The 14,780-nt window shown below is 66.0% G+C and carries 13 protein-coding genes and 1 pseudogene; 11 read left to right on the top strand and 3 right to left on the bottom strand.

The window, feature by feature from the left end; genetic code table 11:
* Positions 1–371 precede the first annotated feature (371 nt).
* Genes gspD through gspF form a run of 3 tightly spaced genes read left to right on the top strand, consistent with a single transcriptional unit; the run spans position 372 to position 5,501 of the window.
* A complete protein-coding gene (gene gspD, locus OKW45_RS32450; protein WP_429472998.1) occupies positions 372–2,762 on the top strand; it encodes a type II secretion system secretin GspD in 2,391 nt (796 codons plus the stop codon).
* A complete protein-coding gene (gspE, locus tag OKW45_RS32445; RefSeq protein ID WP_429472997.1) occupies positions 2,759–4,279 on the top strand; it encodes a type II secretion system ATPase GspE in 1,521 nt (506 codons plus the stop codon). Before gspD ends, gspE begins: the two co-directional genes overlap by 4 nt.
* Positions 4,280–4,283: 4 nt before the next feature.
* Complete coding sequence (gene gspF, locus OKW45_RS32440) at positions 4,284–5,501, top strand: type II secretion system inner membrane protein GspF (protein WP_018418896.1); 1,218 nt, start codon at positions 4,284–4,286, stop codon at positions 5,499–5,501.
* A gap of 76 nt (positions 5,502–5,577) precedes the next feature.
* Here the strand turns inward: gspF and OKW45_RS32435 are convergent, their stop codons facing one another.
* Positions 5,578–5,991: a type II secretion system protein N gene (locus OKW45_RS32435; protein ID WP_018418897.1), complete on the bottom strand. Its 414-nt coding sequence runs from the start codon at positions 5,989–5,991 to the stop codon at positions 5,578–5,580.
* Between the two features lie 134 nt (positions 5,992–6,125).
* Between OKW45_RS32435 and gspG the strand changes: the two genes are divergently transcribed.
* The 8 genes from gspG to OKW45_RS32395 all read left to right on the top strand — a co-directional run bounded on the left by gspG (position 6,126) and on the right by OKW45_RS32395 (position 12,264).
* The gene (gspG, locus tag OKW45_RS32430) at positions 6,126–6,590 is read left to right on the top strand and encodes a type II secretion system major pseudopilin GspG (RefSeq protein WP_429472996.1); all 465 of its coding nucleotides are present in this window, start codon (positions 6,126–6,128) and stop codon (positions 6,588–6,590) included.
* 177 nt (positions 6,591–6,767) lie between these two features.
* Positions 6,768–7,304: a GspH/FimT family pseudopilin gene (locus tag OKW45_RS32425; protein ID WP_429294222.1), complete on the top strand. Its 537-nt coding sequence runs from the start codon at positions 6,768–6,770 to the stop codon at positions 7,302–7,304.
* Positions 7,305–7,356: 52 nt separating this feature from the next.
* Positions 7,357–7,749 (top strand): type II secretion system minor pseudopilin GspI, encoded by a 393-nt coding sequence (gene gspI / locus OKW45_RS32420; RefSeq protein ID WP_429473402.1) that lies wholly within the window; start codon positions 7,357–7,359, stop codon positions 7,747–7,749.
* On the top strand, positions 7,727–8,401 hold the full coding sequence (locus tag OKW45_RS32415) for a PulJ/GspJ family protein (protein WP_184003028.1): 675 nt from the start codon (positions 7,727–7,729) through the stop codon (positions 8,399–8,401). The genes gspI and OKW45_RS32415 overlap by 23 nt, the downstream gene beginning before the upstream one ends.
* 1 nt (position 8,402) lies before the next feature.
* Positions 8,403–9,518, top strand: coding sequence for a type II secretion system minor pseudopilin GspK (gene gspK, locus OKW45_RS32410; protein ID WP_429472995.1), 1,116 nt, complete (start codon positions 8,403–8,405; stop codon positions 9,516–9,518).
* 28 nt (positions 9,519–9,546) lie between these two features.
* The gene (gene gspL / locus OKW45_RS32405) at positions 9,547–10,956 is read left to right on the top strand and encodes a type II secretion system protein GspL (RefSeq protein ID WP_429472994.1); all 1,410 of its coding nucleotides are present in this window, start codon (positions 9,547–9,549) and stop codon (positions 10,954–10,956) included.
* Complete coding sequence (locus OKW45_RS32400; protein WP_429472993.1) at positions 10,953–11,456, top strand: type II secretion system protein M; 504 nt, start codon at positions 10,953–10,955, stop codon at positions 11,454–11,456. The genes gspL and OKW45_RS32400 overlap by 4 nt, the downstream gene beginning before the upstream one ends.
* Before the next feature lie 28 nt (positions 11,457–11,484).
* Positions 11,485–12,264, top strand: a complete 780-nt coding sequence (locus OKW45_RS32395; protein WP_429472992.1) for a type II secretion system protein N — start codon at positions 11,485–11,487, stop codon at positions 12,262–12,264.
* A 138-nt stretch (positions 12,265–12,402) separates the two neighbouring features.
* On the opposite strand, the gene OKW45_RS32390 is transcribed toward OKW45_RS32395, so the two are convergent.
* Together OKW45_RS32390 and OKW45_RS32385 are read right to left on the bottom strand one after the other, a co-directional pair.
* Positions 12,403–14,013, bottom strand: coding sequence for an efflux transporter outer membrane subunit (locus OKW45_RS32390; protein WP_429472991.1), 1,611 nt, complete (start codon positions 14,011–14,013; stop codon positions 12,403–12,405).
* A gap of 336 nt (positions 14,014–14,349) precedes the next feature.
* Positions 14,350–14,541: pseudogene (locus tag OKW45_RS32385) on the bottom strand (hypothetical protein); the annotation flags it as partial.
* Positions 14,542–14,780: the final 239 nt, after the last annotated feature.

Raw genomic sequence — 14,780 nt, 5'->3', positions numbered from 1 at the left:
GCATAGCAGTGAGTCGAACGGCTCGTATCATACCGGCAGTCCGACCTTCGTCAAGTTGGCTAACCGACATAAGACCGTACAAAGCCGGGTAATGGCGTCTGTGTACGGTGCCGTTAGCTTTCAATTTAATAACAACCCTGCGATTCCCTAAGGATTCGCATGGGGCCCTTTGTTTTGTTTCAAATCCGACATGAAAAGCTGTTACTGTTCGTTTTTTTCGGACGTCGGGACGCTGGTGCTCGAAGCGAAACTCGCTTTTGGGGCCGGCTCACAGACCGACCGGGCGGTGGCTTGCTGCCAGGTCCGCATCGCATGACCGTCGGTGGCAGAGGCTGCCGGCATCGATATCACATTCCATGAGAAGAAATTGTATGGCTTTGCGTCGCGTGGCAACGGCGCTGCTGGTGGCTGGACTGATCACCGCGCACACAGCACAGGCAGACGTGACACTCAACTTCGTCAACGCCGACATCGACCAGGTCGCCAAGGCGATCGGCGCGGCGACCGGCAAGACGATCATCGTCGATCCGCGGGTGAAGGGGCAACTGAACCTAGTGTCCGAAAACGCGGTACCCGAGGATCAGGCGCTCAAAACCCTGCAGTCCGCGCTGCGCATGCAGGGCTTCGCGCTCGTGCAGGATCACGGCGTGCTGAAAGTGGTGCCCGAGGCCGACGCCAAGCTGCAAGGCGTGCCGACGTACGTCGGCAACGCGCCGACGGCGCGCGGCGACCAGGTCGTCACGCAGGTCTTCACGCTGAGGAACGAATCGGCCAACAACCTGCTGCCGGTACTTCGTCCGCTGATTTCGCCGAACAACACCGTCGCGGCCTACCCCGCCAACAATACGATCGTCGTCACCGACTACGCCGACAACGTGCGGCGCATCGCGCAGATCATCGCGGGCATCGATAGCGCGGCAGGCCAGTCGGTGGCGGTCGTACCGCTGAAAAATGCGAATGCGATCGACATCGCGCAGCAGATGAACAAGATGCTCGATCCGGGCGCGATCGGCAGCACGGACGCGACGCTGAAGGTGTCGATCGCGTCGGATCCGCGCACCAACTCGCTACTGATGCGCGCGTCGAACACCGCACGTCTCGCGGCGGCAAAGGAGCTCGCGAAACAGCTCGACGTGCCGACCACGATGCCGGGCAACATTCACGTCGTGCCGCTGCGCAACGCGGACGCGACCAAGCTCGCGCGCACGCTGCGCAACATGCTCGGCAAGGGCGGCGGCGAAGGCTCGTCGGGCGGCGCGAACGAGGCGAACTCGTTCAACCAGAACAGCAGTGGTGGTGGCGGCGGGGGCGGTCTGTCGAACGCCAGCAATTCGACGGGCACGTCGGGGACGCCACCGTTGCCGTCTGGCGGACTCGGCGGCAGCTCGATGAACTCGCCGATGGGCGGCGGCGCCTCGGGCTCGAATAGTAGTGGCGGCTTTCTCGGCGGAGAGAAGGAGAAGAGCGAAGACCAGGGCGGCGGCATGATCACGGCCGATCCCGCAACCAACTCGCTGATCATCACGGCGCCCGAAGCGACGTACCGCAACTTGCGCGCGGTGATCGACCAGCTCGATGCACGTCGCGCGCAGGTGTATATCGAGGCGCTGATCGTCGAGCTGAACTCGAATACGAGCGGCAACCTCGGGATTCAGTGGCAGGTCGCGAACGGTAACTTGTTTGCCGGTACCAACCTGGCGACTGGCTCGGGCAACAGCATCATCAACCTGACGGCGGCCGCGGCCGCTGCCGGCTCGACCGGCGGTCTCGCCACGGCGCTCGGCAACGGAGCCCTGCAGCAGGGCCTGAACGTTGGCTGGATTCACAACATTTTCGGCGTGCAGGGTCTCGGCGCGCTGCTGCAGGCGCTGTCGCAGACAGCCGACGCGAACGTGCTGTCCACGCCGAACCTGATCACGCTCGATAACGAAGAAGCGAAGATTATCGTCGGTACCAACGTGCCGATCCAGACCGGTTCTTACTCGAACCTGACGAGCGGCACGACGAGCGCGGCGTTCAACACGTTCGACCGTGTCGACGTCGGTCTGACGCTGCACGTGAAGCCGCAGATTACCGACGGCGGCATCCTGAAGCTGCAGCTCTACACGGAAGATTCGGCGATCGTGAACGGTACGAACAACGCGGCGACGAACCCGGCGGGCCCGGAATTCACGAAGCGTTCGATCCAGTCGACCGTGCTGTGTGATAACGGCGAGATCATCGTGCTCGGCGGCCTGATGCAGGACAACTACCAGGTCAGCAACAGCAAGGTGCCGCTGCTCGGCGACATTCCGTGGCTGGGCCAGCTGTTCCGCTCCGAGCAAAAGACGCGCGACAAGACTAACCTGATGGTATTCCTGCGCCCGGTCATTCTCGCCGATCACGACACCACCCAGGCCGTCACGGCGAACCGCTATGACTACATCCAGGGCGTGCAGGGTGCGTACCGTTCGGACAACAACATCATGAAGGATCACGACGATCCGGTCGTGCCGCCCATGCCGCTCGGCCCGAGCCAGGGCGGTGTGCCGGCGCTGAACCTGTTCGATCTGAACCAGATGCGCCGCCAGCAGATGATGCCGCAGCAGGCACCGCAACAGGTGCCTCAACAGGTACCGCCGCAGGCCGTGCCGCAAGCCAACGCGCAGCCCACGACGCAACCCGTGCCGCAAACGATGCCGCAAACCGTGCCGCAACCGGCGGTCGTCAATCCGGCCAGCGGCGTGGTACCGAGCACGGTGTCGCCGGGAGCGCATCCGTGACGCAGGCGCCCGCGCAAACCGCGCCATCGCAAGGTCTGTTGAACGGCGACGCCGCCGGCGAGCGGGCGGCGCCCTCGCCGCTCGCCGCCCGGCTCGTGCCGTACGGTTTCGCGCGCAGCGGCCAGATCCTGGTCGCGCATCAGTATGCCGATAGTCTCGAAGTCTGGATCAGCGAGCGCACGAGCGAAGCAGCGCTTGCCGAAGTCGCGCGCAACTACGGCGCGGTATCGGTCGTGCGCGTGCCCGCCGACGATCTCGCGCAGGCGATCAACCAGGCCTATGCGCGCCAGGACGGCAGCGCCGCGCAGGTGGTCGGTGAAGTGGAAGGCGAAGTCGATCTATCGCGTCTGATGCAGGACATTCCCGAGGTCGAGGATCTGCTCGAATCGGAAGACGACGCGCCGATCATCCGCATGATCAACGCGCTGCTCACGCAAGCGGCGCGCGAACAAGCATCGGATATTCATATCGAGCCGTTCGAGAATGCGTCCGTGGTGCGCTTTCGCGTCGACGGCACGCTGCGCGACGTGGTGCGGCCGAAAAAAGCGCTGCACGGCGCGCTGATCTCGCGGATCAAGATCATGGCGCAGCTCGACATCGCGGAGAAACGTCTGCCGCAGGACGGCCGCATTACGCTGCGCGTCGGCGGTCGTCCGGTCGACGTGCGCGTATCGACGCTGCCGACCGGCCACGGCGAACGCGCGGTGCTGCGGCTGCTTGAAAAAGACGCGGCGCGACTGAATCTCGAAGCGCTGGGCATGGCATCCGACACGCTCGCCAAGTTCGACAAGCTGATCGGCAAGCCGCACGGCATCGTGCTCGTGACGGGGCCGACCGGCTCCGGCAAGACCACGACGCTGTATGCGTCGATGTCGCGACTGGAGACGGCGACCACCAACATCATGACGGTGGAAGACCCGATCGAATACGACCTGTCCGGCATCGGCCAGACCCAGGTCAACGAGCGGATCGGCATGAGCTTCGCGCGCGCGTTGCGCTCGATCCTTCGTCAGGACCCGGACATCATCATGATCGGTGAAATCCGCGACCTCGAAACCGCGCAGATCGCGGTGCAGGCCTCGCTGACCGGCCACCTGGTGCTCGCGACGCTGCACACGAACGACGCGGCATCCGCCGTCACGCGTCTGACCGACATGGGCGTCGAGCCGTATCTGCTCGCGTCGTCGCTGCTCGGCGTGCTCGCGCAGCGGCTGGTGCGGCGTCTGTGCCCGGTGTGCCGCGAAGAGCGTACCGAGGAAGACGGCAGCAAGCGCTGGCATCCGGTCGGCTGCGACCGTTGTGGCCAATCCGGTTACGCGGGACGGCGCGGCGTCTACGAGCTGCTGCTGATCGATGAAACGATCCGTTCGCTGATCCACCGCAACGCGGCGGACGCCGAAATTCTCGAAGCGGGCCGCGCGCACGGCATGCGCACGCTGCGCGAGGATTCGGAGCGCTGGCTCGCATCGGGACTGACGTCGCTCGAAGAAGTGATTCGCGTGACGGGCGGAGCATAAGCGCATGCCGGCATTCCGTTTCGAAGCGATCGACGCGGCGGGCAAGGCACAAAAGGGCGTGCTCGACGCCGACAGTGCACGCGGCGCGCGGACCAACCTGCGCTCGCAGGGACTCACTCCGCTCGTCGTCGAACCGGCGGCGTCGCGTACGCGCGGCGAGCGCAATCAGCGGCTCGCGCTCGGGCGTCGTCTGTCGCAGCGCGAGCAGGCCATTCTGACGCGGCAGCTCGCGAGTCTGCTGATCGCGGGCCTGCCGCTCGACGAAGCGCTCGCGGTGCTCACCGAGCAGTCGGAGCGCGACTACATCCGCGAGCTGATGGCGGCGATTCGCGCCGAGGTGCTCGGCGGTCATTCGCTCGCGAATGCGCTGCAGCAGCATCCGAAGGACTTCCCCGAGATCTACCGGGCGCTCGTCGCGGCCGGCGAACACACGGGCAAGCTCGGCCTGGTGTTGTCGCGGCTCGCCGACTACATCGAGCAGCGCAATGCACTGAAGCAGAAGATCGTGCTGGCGTTCACGTATCCGACGATCGTCACGATCATCGCGTTCGGCATCGTCACGTTCCTGCTCAGCTATGTGGTGCCGCAGGTCGTCAACGTGTTCGCGAGCACCAAACAGCAATTGCCGTTTCTGACGATCGTGATGATGGCGCTGTCCGGCTTCGTGCGGCACTGGTGGTGGGCGATGCTGATCGGCGTGATCGTGATCGTCTATCTGGTTCGGGCGACGCTCAGGCAACCGGGCCCGCGGCTCGCCTTCGACCGCTGGCTGCTGACCGCGCCGCTGATCGGCAAGCTCGTGCGCGGCTATAACACGGTCCGCTTCGCTAGCACGCTCGGCATTCTGACCGCGGCGGGCGTGCCGATTCTGCGCGCGCTGCAAGCCGCGGCCGAAACGCTCAGCAACAATGCGATGCGCGAGAACATCGACGACGCGATCGTGCGAGTGCGCGAAGGTACGTCGCTGTCGCGCGCGCTCGGCAACACGAAGACGTTTCCGCCGGTGCTCGTGCACCTGATCCGCTCGGGCGAAGCGACCGGCGACGTGACGACGATGCTCGATCGCGCGGCCGATGGCGAAGCGCGCGAGCTGGAGCGTCGCACGATGTTCCTGACGAGCCTGCTGGAGCCGCTGCTGATCCTGGCGATGGGGGGCGTGGTGCTGGTGATCGTGCTCGCGGTGATGCTGCCGATCATCGAACTGAACAACCTCGTGCAGTAGTAGTCGTCGTAGCGCGAGGAAGGAAGAGAAAGGATTTGCGCGGCGTGCGGTATCAGCCGCGCAACCGCTTCGGGTTTCAGCGCACGTAAATGGTGGGACCGCTGGTGTTTGCGGGCAGGAAGATTTCCGAGTGGGCGCCGTTGCGGTCGATGATGATCGAGCGGGCGCGGACTTCGGAGAGCCTGGTGCCTTGCATCAGCGTGCTGCCCAGCGACACCGCGCGCGGCGGCTCGCCACCGACGCTGACGATCGCCGCGGCGCCTTCGCTCAACGCGAGGATGCCGAAGAGATGGATGTCCTGATTGACGTTGCGCGTGAGCTGTCCGCCGAACAGCGTCGCGGCCTGATCTGTCGAGACCTGCGCATGCGCCGCCGCCGCCGGCAACGGCGCGCCGGACAGCGTGGTGAGCGTGATGACCCAGTAGGTCAGCGTCGCGCAGAAAGCGGCGAACAGCGCGAGCGACAGAAGGCGGATTTGGATGGCGTTCATGTGCACATTGTACGGACTATTGTGAAAATTGCGGTGGGTTGAAACCCTTCAACTGCATGACATTAAAATGACGGCCCGGCGTGTTCAATCTGATGACCCGGGCCGAAAATTTCACCTGAAAGAGGTAGCAACCTATGCAACTGTCGACCATTCGCCGCGCTGACAACGCGGGTTCGCGCGGCCGTCGTCAACGCGGTTTCACGCTGATCGAAATCATGGTCGTGATCGCCATTCTCGGCATTCTCGCCGCGCTGATCGTGCCGAAGATCATGAGCCGTCCGGACGAAGCGCGGCGCGTTGCCGCGAAGCAGGACATCGGCACCGTGATGCAGGCGTTGAAGCTCTATCGCCTCGACAACGGCCGCTATCCGACCCAGGAGCAAGGCCTGCACGCACTGATCGAAAAGCCGTCCACCGACCCGGTGCCGAACAACTGGAAGGACGGCGGCTATCTCGAGCGTCTGCCGAACGATCCGTGGGGCAATTCGTATCAGTACCTGAATCCGGGCGTGCACGGCGAGATCGACGTGTTCAGCTACGGCGCCGATGGCAAACCGGGCGGCGAAGGCAACGACTCCGACGTCGGGTCCTGGCAATGAACAGGCTGAACCTGGCATCCCGCCAGACTCGATGATGTTCATGCACGCGCCCTCCTTGCCACCGGTTCGGCCGCTTGTGTCGCCAGGCGCCCTGCCCGCCACGCCGTTATGTTCGCGGCGCGTGCAAGTGTGCATGCTTCACCGATGCATTGCTGTATGAATTTCCGTTGATCGTCGATGCCCGGCACTATGCGCACGTCCGCTTGCAAGTCCCGTGTGGACACTCCGTGTACGGCTTCGCGGCCGCGCTCCCGCCTGCGCCGCCGCGCGGCAGGCTTCACGCTGCTCGAAATGATGGTCGTGCTCGTGATCGCGGGCCTGCTCGTGTCGCTGACCGCGGTCACGATGACCCGCAATCCGCGCACCGATCTGAACGAGGAAGCGCAGCGTCTCGCGCTGCTGTTCGAATCGGCTGGCGATGAAGCGCAGGTGCGCGCGCGGCCGATCGCGTGGCAGCCGTTCGAGGGCGGCTTCCGTTTCGATCAGCGCACCCAGGACGGCTGGCGTCCGCTGCGCGACGATCTGCTCGGACCGCGTCAGTGGGAAGGCGGCGTGACCAGTGTCGCGATCAGTTACCCGGGCTCGGATTCGCACGCCGATCGCATCGTGTTCGGTACCGAGGCGATCGATGTGCCGGTGCAGGTCACGCTGTTTTCGGCGGCCGGCCAGGCGACGATCGTCGGTACCGGCAATGGCCGCTACGAGGTGCGCTGAGATGCGGATGCTTCGCTATGGCCCGTCGGTTCGTGCCCCTTCCCTCTTCACGATGCGCGATGTCGGGTGCCGCAAGGAGCGCGGCTTCACGATGATCGAGGTGCTGGTCGCGCTCGCCATCATCGCGGTCGCGCTTGCCGCGTCGCTGCGCGCGGTCGGCAGTCTCGCGAGCGGCGAAGCCGATCTGCACCGGCGTCTGCTCGCTGGCTGGAGCGCGGACAACGCGCTCGCGGATCTTCATCTGAAGCATGCATGGCCCAGCATCGGCTCAACGAGCTTCGATTGCTCGCAAGGCAATCTGCAACTGCGCTGTACCGAGCATGTGACGGCGACGCCGAATCCGGTGTTTCGCCGTGTCGAAGTGATGGTGACGATGCCTGGGCAGTCCGGCAATCTCGCGCAGATGGTCACGGTGGTCGCGAATGAAAACAACCGCTCGCTGTGAGCGCCGCCGCCGTTATGGCGAGCGCGGCTTCACGCTGATCGAACTGCTGGTCGCGATCGCGATCCTCGCGGTGATAGCGGTGCTGTCATGGCGCGGGCTCGATCAGATCATCCGCGGCCGCACCACGATCACGAACGCGATGGAAGACGAACGCGTGTTCGCGCAGCTGTTCGATCAGATGCGCATCGATGCGCGCCAGGCCGCCAGCGACGACGAATCCAGCCAGGCAGCGGTCTCGGTGTCCGGCAACGCGCTGCAGATCGTGCGGCACATGGTGCTGCCGGCCACCGCGCCGCGTCTGCAGGTGGTGCGCTATCAGATCTCGAACGGCCGCGTGGTGCGCTACGCGTCGCCGCCGCTCGGCAACGTCGGCGAATTGCGGCGCGCGTTGCACGGCAGCGACGAAGGCTGGAGCGCGGTGCCGTTGATGGCTGGCGTCGGCTCGATCTCGGCGCGCATGTACGTGCCGAAGCTCGGCTGGACCATACGGATGAACGACGTACAAACCGCGATGAACGAGGCCGTCAACAACCTGAAGGTGCCGCAGCTCGGCAACGCGCCGATGCCACGCTCGGTGACGGGGCTCGAGGTCAGCATCGGCGCAACATCGCTCGCGCGGCCGGTCACGCGCGTTTTTCTGGTCGGAGAATGACATGACGTTCTCCTCGTCGTCGTCGAAAAAGCCGGCATCCGGTTCGCGCGTGGCCGGCGCGCGCGAGCGCGGTGTGGCCATCATCAGCGCGCTGCTCGTCGTCGCGCTGTCGGCGATCCTCGTGTCCGGCATGTTGTGGCGCCAGCAGGTGCAAATCCGGCGCATCGAGAATCAGCGGCTGTTGTCGCAGGCGCAATGGGTCGCGCGTGGCGCGCTCGACTGGACCCGGCTGATCCTGCGCTCCGAAGGCGATACGTCGGCAGGCATCACGTATCTGGGCGGCTTGTGGGGCGTGCCGATCGCGAAAACCCGGCTGTCGGATTTTCTCGGCCAGATTGGCGAGGTACGCGCTGAACAAGGCGCGGCCACCTACCTGTCGGGCTCGATCGAGGACGCGCAGTCCCGATTCAATCTGCGCAATCTGGTCGCAAGTCCGGCGCCCGGCGTGACGCAAATCAGCGCCGAGCAGATGGCCGCGTATCAGCGCCTGCTGGTGTCGCTCGGCCTGAGCGGGCAGCTCGCCAAAGCGACCGCGCTGCACGTGCGCGCGGGGCTGTCGCAATCGGCGACGCGCTTTCAGACCGGCACGTCGATCAGCAGCACGCCGCAGGTGGGCGGCGGCGGCGGTATGACGGGCGGCAACTTCACGAACCAGCCCGGCATCGAGGACGGCGACGACAACGTGGCGGTCGCGCCGCTGCTGATGACGAGCGTCGATTCGCTGCTCGACATTCCGGGCTACACGCCGGAGATCGTCGCGAAGCTGCGGCCGTTCGTCACCGTGCTGCCTACGACCACCGCGATCAACATGAACACCGCGTCGGCCGAAGTGATCGCGGCGGTTGTGCCGGGCATGACCGTGTCGCAGGCGCAAGCACTCGTCGCGCGGCGCCAGAGCGTGTTTTTCCGCAACGTCGGCGACGTGCAGCTCGCACTGACCGCAGCCGGCGTGCAATCGGTGTCGATCGATCCGAATCAGTTCGACGTCAATTCGAGCTACTTTTTAGTCCACGGCAGTGTGCAGCACGAGCGCGCCGAAGTGGATCGCACGACGCTCGTCTATCGCGATCCACTGACTCACACCACGCGTATCGTGCGGGTACAAGACCAACTGTGAACAACGCAATCCATAGAGAGAGTGGCCTTTGAGCACGCTGATCGTCCTATTGCCGCCGCGTGATCCGGCGGTGCCCTCGCAGGAATGGCAACTGCCCGAGCTGCCGTTCGTGCTGCTCGACAAGACGGGGCGCACGCAGCGCGCCGGCCGCTCGGCGCTCGCGCTGCTGCCGCGCGGCGGCACGACGGTGCTGATGCTCGCCGCGCGCGACTTGCTGCTGATGCCCGCGACGCTGCCGCCGCTGCGTGGCCCGAAGCTGCGCCAGGCGCTGCCCAATATCGTCGAGGATCAACTGATCCAGGACCCGCAGACCTGCCATATCGCGGTCGATCCGCAGGGGCTTGGTGAAGGTCGGCACCTGCTCGCGGTCATTGATCGCGGCTGGTTCCGTTTCATCTATGAGGCGTTCACGGCGGCCGGTCATCGCAGTCTGCGCGCGGTGCCGGTCACGCGTTGCCTGCCGCTGCCGCCGGTGACCGAAATTGCCGCGAACGCCGATGAAACAGCCGAAGCGCGCGAGCCGGCGATGGCCGGCGCGGCGAGCGTCGCGACGTCGCTACCGGGCGTCGCGCCGGTGGTCGCGCCCGAAGCGCCGTCCGTCGTGCCGATGGTGGCCGCGGTGCTCGGTGCGGTCGTGCAGACCGCACCCGCGCTGCTCATCGAAGGCGCGCTCGACAGCGGCGTGCCGCGCGTAGAACTGGCGATTGCACGCGGTGTCCAGGGCGAGGGTTTCGCGGCGCCGGCCGATGCGGTGAACGCGACGCTGTCCGCGCTAGCGGGTGCGGCGCCGGTGTCGCTGTACATGCTGACCGAGGTGCCCGGCAACGAGCCGAACCAATCCACGACGAGTCCCGCGCGGCTCGCCTCGCATATTCACGGCGCGAGTCCGCTGCCGTTCGAGCAGCTCGCGCGGCGCGCGCTCGAATGCCGCTTCGACCTGTGCCAGTTCGAATTCGCGTCGCAGCCGTGGCGTCTCGATCGCGCGACGCTGCGGCGTCTGCGTCTGCCGATCGTGCTCGCGGTCGCCGCGCTCGTCGTCGCGATCATCGGCGCGAACGTGCAGTGGCTGATGCTTGCGCGTCAGCGTGACGCGATCAACACGCAGATGACGGAGCTGCTGCTCAACACGTTCCCGAAGACGACCGTCGTACTCGACGCGCCCGGTCAGATGGCGCGTCAAGTGCAACAGCTGCGCGTGGCGGCGGGCGAGCTGTCGCCGGAGGATTTCCTGTCGCTCGCCGACGGCCTCGCGCGCTCGCTGTCGCCGCTGCCGGTCAACGGCATTGCCGCGCTCGACTATCACGAGCACCGCCTCGACGTGACCTTCAAACCCGCGGTCAAGGTCGACCCCGACTTCGCCAAGCGCCTCGCGCGCAACGGCCTCACCGGCGCGATCGACAGCAGTACCGGCAAGTGGACCATCAGGAACGGACAATGAAAGCTGAACTCGCTCAAACCTGGGCTGGCTTCTGGGACCAGCGCACCGATCGCGAAAAGGCGCTGCTGACGTGGGGCGGCGCCGCGCTCGCCGTGGCGATTGCCTGGTCGGTGCTGTGGGCGCCCGCGCAGGACGGCCGCGCGCACCTGCGTGATTCGCTGCCCAGCCTGCAGCGGCAGCTCGCGCAGATGACCGCGCAGTCGAACGAGGCGCGCTCGCTGTCGGCGGCCGCGCAAGGTGTCGCGCCGACCGGCGCGGCGCTGAAGGACGCGCTTTCCGCATCGCTCGGCGAACATGGCCTCGCCGCGACGCAGGTGCAGTTCGTCGGCAACGCGGTGCAGGTGCAAATGAAAAACGTGGCGTTTCCGGCCTGGACCGCGTGGGTCGACGACGTGCGCAAGCAGTTCAAGGTGCAGGTCTCCGAGGCGCACATCACCGCGTTGAAAGACGACGGCCAGGTCGATCTGACGGTCGCGCTGCAACCGTCGACCGCGAAATAGCAACGCCCCGCTCGCTACAGGATCTCGCATGAATTACTGGATGTGGCGCCTGCGTGCGGCGCTGCCGTGGCTGGTGGTCGCCGTTTTGTCGGTGGGGGCCGTGACGCTCGCGTTACTGCCGGCCGCCTGGATTACGCCGCAGTTCGCGCGGCAAACGCACGGGCACGTCAATCTCGTCGACGCCGAGGGCTCGCTGTGGCACGGCTCGGCGACCGTGATGCTGGCCGCCGGCGCCGATATGAGCGCGGCGACGCTGTTGCCTGGCCGGATCGAATGGCGCACGGCGTTCTGGCCGCTTTTCACCGGACGCGTGCGCATGGTCATGCGCCATAGCGAGGCGATGCCCGACCCGGTCACGGTCGAAGCGACGCCGCGCGGCGCAACCGTCACGCCAGGCGTGCTCGCGGTGCCGGCGTCGCTGCTCGCGGGGCTTGGCGCGCCATTCAACACGCTCGATCTGCAGGGCAACGTGCAGCTGTCGTGGTCCGACTGGCGCAGTTTCAACGGCGAAGCGTTCGGCCAGCTGACGATGATGCTCGACAACGTCAGCTCGCGAGTGTCGCTCGTGAAGCCGCTCGGGTCGTACCGGGTCAGGTTTCAGGCGCAGGGCGCGTCGTCGGCGCTCGATCTGAGCACGATCAAGGGTCCGTTGACGCTGACCGGCAGCGGCACGGTGTCGGCCGCATCGACGTCGTTTCGTGGCACGGCGAGCGCCGCGCCGGAACAGCACGATAACCTCGCCGGCCTGCTGAATCTGCTTGGCCGGCCTAGCGGGCCGGATACGGTGGCGCTGACGTTCGTGCACTGAGGTGGGGCTGACGCGCGCTGATGTGTGCCGAGGCGCGTGTTTCGCGCGCGTGGCGCGACGAAAAAAGAGGCATGGCCGCGAGTTGCGACCATGCCTCTTCTATTTTGTGGCGTTGCTGCGCGGCGAGCGCAGCGGACATTATTTGCTCTGCACCCGCGCTTGCGGCGCGTCTGTGCCCGACGCGGTGCTCTGTGCGATGGACGGCGCGCCGACTGACGTGGCCGCAGCCGTCGGCGCCGATGCCGGCAGCGGCGCGGGCGCCGCGACATCGCCGGTCTCGCGATTCATCTGCGACGCGTCCCAGCCGCCGCCGAGCGCCTTCACGAGCCCCACCGACGACACCATCCGCTGCCCGGCGATATTCTCGAGCTTCTGTTCGGCCGTGAACGCCGTGGTCTGCGCGGTCAGCACATTGACGAAGCCGACCGTACCCGCCTTGTACTCGTTCGTCACGATGGCGAGCGCCTGGCGCGCCGAGTTGACCGCCTGCCGCTGCACGACGATTTCCTGTTCGAGGATGCGCAGCGACGCGAGGTTGTCCTCGACGTCCTCGAACGCGGCGAGCACCGTCTGCCGATAGGTCGCGACATCCGCGTCATAGCTGGCACGCGCGGCCTCGGTTTGCGCTTTGCGCAGGCCGGCGTCGAAGATCGTCCCGGCCAGTTGCGGGCCGAGCGTCCAGAAGCGCGACGGCAACGTCAACAATTGCGAGAACACCGAGTTCTCGAAGCCGCCGGTCGCCGACAGCGTCAGCGACGGGAAGAAGGCGGCGATCGCCACGCCGATCTGCTCGTTCGCCGCCGCGGCCTTGCGTTCCGCCGATGCGATATCCGGCCTGCGTTCGAGCAGCGCGGACGGCATCTGCGCAGGCACGGCGGGCGGCGTCGCGGTGAGCGGCATCGGCGGCAGGGAGAACATCGACGGGGGCACGCCGACCAACACCGCGATCGCGTGCTCGTCCTGCGCGCGCTGGATGCCGTTGTCGATCGCGGCGGCCTGCGCCGATTGCAGCTGCGTTTGCGCCTGGATCACGTCCGAGCGCGCGGCGACGCCGGCCGCGTACTGATTCTGCGTGAGTTGCAGCGAGCGCTGATAGGCGATCACGGTGTCGTCGAGCAGCTTCTGCGTGGAGTCGAGCGCGCGCAGCAGGAAGTAGGTCTGCGCGAGCGTGGCCTGGGCGGACAGGCGCGCGTTCGCGAGGTCGGCGGCCGCGCCCTGCTGGCCGGCTTTCTGCGCATTGACCGAGCGCGTGACCGAGCCCCACAGGTCGGGCTCCCAGCTCGCCGTCATCTGGACGTTGAAGCTGTTGGTGATGCCCTCGCGACTGGTCGCCGTAGTCGCATTGCCACTGGTTTGCGTGCCGTTGCCCGAGCGCGTCGCGCCCGCCGACGCACCGATCGTCGGGAAGTACGCTGCCCGCGCTTCGCCGACGAGCGCGCGCGCCTGCCGGTAGCTCGCGGCGAATTGCGCGATGGTCTGGTTCGCGGTGTTGAGCTTGTCTTCGAGTTCGTTGAGCTTCGGGTCTTCGTAGATCGCCCACCAGTCGCCGCGGTCGTGTTGATCGGCGGGTTCGGCGACCTTCCAGCCGGGTGCGGCTTCCTTGAACGACGCGGGGATCTCGGTGGCCGGCCGCTGATAGTTCGGGCCGACCGCGCAGGCGGCCAGGAGCGTCGCGCAGGCCGCGCTGACGGCAAGGGACAGGACGCGCGGCGCAAGCGCCCGCGCGCGCGAGATTCGATCAGACTGCATGCAATGAATTCCTTCTGGACGCCGCGGCGCGGCCGGGAATGGCGCCACCGGCCGGGCGAGATCGTGGTCTGCCGGAATGTTAGCGTATGAGCCCGCGCGAGCGCGGGAAACTGAAAGCCGAAAGGTTAATGCGAGGCGGTGCGCAGGTGTGTTACTTGCGGTGACGCGATGGTTACGCGTTGTTACCGGCGGCGCGAGGGGCTGCGGGTTCGCGCTGGTTCAGATGGCGAGACGAAGCGAAACTGTGTGCCGAAAAGCGCGCTGCGAATCGGTGCATCGTCAGAGCCGCGATTCCGTTGATTGGGTCTGCTGGCGTTGACGTTGACCCTGCCTTGCCTCGCCCGCTTCGTCCCCCCTTCGATGCGCGGCCCACGCGAGCAACGCGACACCAACCGACCCACCCGGCAGCACGAACAGTCCCGCAAACAGCGCGAGCTTCCACCAGCGGTGCCGGCCCTGGAAGCTATGGAGTGCGGAATCGGTCAGTGAGCGGCTGAGGCCGCCAAGCGTGTTTTTGAGGTACAGCATCGGTGAAATCCTTTGGCGCGCGTCGCGAGGCGGGCGGCGTGCGGTCGATCGGTCAGAACATGGTCTCGAATGGCGCAGGACGCGCGAAACTCATTGCTTGTCATAATATTGACTATGCAATTAAATTTCAAGATACTGTGCGGCGGAAATGATTCGACTGTTGTATTTCGGTTGGCCTCGTTGCGCACCGCAAAATGCGGTTTGACTTGTCTGCTTAGGCAGCTAAACTTCGTTTTGCC

It is taken from the genome of Paraburkholderia lebeckiae (assembly GCF_050436225.1).
Classification (GTDB): Bacteria; Pseudomonadota; Gammaproteobacteria; order Burkholderiales; family Burkholderiaceae; genus Paraburkholderia; species Paraburkholderia tuberum.
This window is presented reverse-complemented; position numbering and strand designations above follow the sequence as displayed.

Coding starts and splice junctions, on each gene's coding strand:
- gspI (WP_429473402.1), top strand. CDS start 7,357: ATGCGCGATGTCGGGTGCCGCAAGGAGCGCGGCTTCACGATGATCGAG.
- gspF (WP_018418896.1), top strand. CDS start 4,284: ATGCCGGCATTCCGTTTCGAAGCGATCGACGCGGCGGGCAAGGCACAA.
- gspK (WP_429472995.1), top strand. CDS start 8,403: ATGACGTTCTCCTCGTCGTCGTCGAAAAAGCCGGCATCCGGTTCGCGC.
- OKW45_RS32395 (WP_429472992.1), top strand. CDS start 11,485: ATGAATTACTGGATGTGGCGCCTGCGTGCGGCGCTGCCGTGGCTGGTG.
- OKW45_RS32390 (WP_429472991.1), bottom strand. CDS start 14,013: ATGCAGTCTGATCGAATCTCGCGCGCGCGGGCGCTTGCGCCGCGCGTC.
- gspD (WP_429472998.1), top strand. CDS start 372: ATGGCTTTGCGTCGCGTGGCAACGGCGCTGCTGGTGGCTGGACTGATC.
- OKW45_RS32415 (WP_184003028.1), top strand. CDS start 7,727: ATGAAAACAACCGCTCGCTGTGAGCGCCGCCGCCGTTATGGCGAGCGC.
- OKW45_RS32400 (WP_429472993.1), top strand. CDS start 10,953: ATGAAAGCTGAACTCGCTCAAACCTGGGCTGGCTTCTGGGACCAGCGC.
- OKW45_RS32435 (WP_018418897.1), bottom strand. CDS start 5,991: ATGAACGCCATCCAAATCCGCCTTCTGTCGCTCGCGCTGTTCGCCGCT.
- OKW45_RS32425 (WP_429294222.1), top strand. CDS start 6,768: ATGCCCGGCACTATGCGCACGTCCGCTTGCAAGTCCCGTGTGGACACT.
- gspG (WP_429472996.1), top strand. CDS start 6,126: ATGCAACTGTCGACCATTCGCCGCGCTGACAACGCGGGTTCGCGCGGC.